The 511-nt window shown below is 68.3% G+C and carries 1 protein-coding gene; it reads left to right on the top strand.

The genetic code is table 11. The features are described 5' to 3' along the window. The coding region (locus tag FK530_RS25585) for a site-specific integrase (protein ID WP_231706814.1) at positions 1 to 511 on the top strand (511 nt) is incomplete at both ends.

The following is a 511-nucleotide window of genomic DNA, read 5'->3' as shown; positions in this document are numbered from 1 at the left end:
AACGTCACCGTGGCGGCGTGGGCCGCCAAATGGGAGACGATCCATTTCAGCACCCTCAAGCCGCGCGTTCGCGAGGACTACGAATCGAAACTGCGCCTGTGGATCATCCCTGCCATCGGGCGCCGCAAGCTCGGAGACCTCAACCCCGGCGACATCCGCCGTGTCACCGACGCCGTCGCCGCGGCGGGACTGTCGGCGACCAGTGCGAAGAACGTCCACCGCGTGCTCCTCAACCTCCTGCGCGCCGCGAAGCGCGAGGGGCTCCACGTGCCCGACTCCGCCCTCATGACGCAGGCACCGAAAGCCTCGAAGTCCACTCGCACCGCCATCGGGCCCGACGAGATGGCAGCCATCCTCAAGGTCGTCCAGGAGCTGGACGACCGCAGCCGGTGGCTCACCGCGATGATCTACGGCCTCCGCCAGGGCGAGACCCTAGGGCTCACCTGGGCCAGCGTCGACCTCGACGGGGGACACCTGCGCATCGACTGGGAACTCCAGCGGATCCGCTACG

The sequence above is a fragment of the Tsukamurella conjunctivitidis genome (genome assembly GCF_007858475.1).
GTDB lineage: Bacteria > Actinomycetota > Actinomycetes > Mycobacteriales > Mycobacteriaceae > Tsukamurella > Tsukamurella conjunctivitidis.
This window is presented reverse-complemented; position numbering and strand designations above follow the sequence as displayed.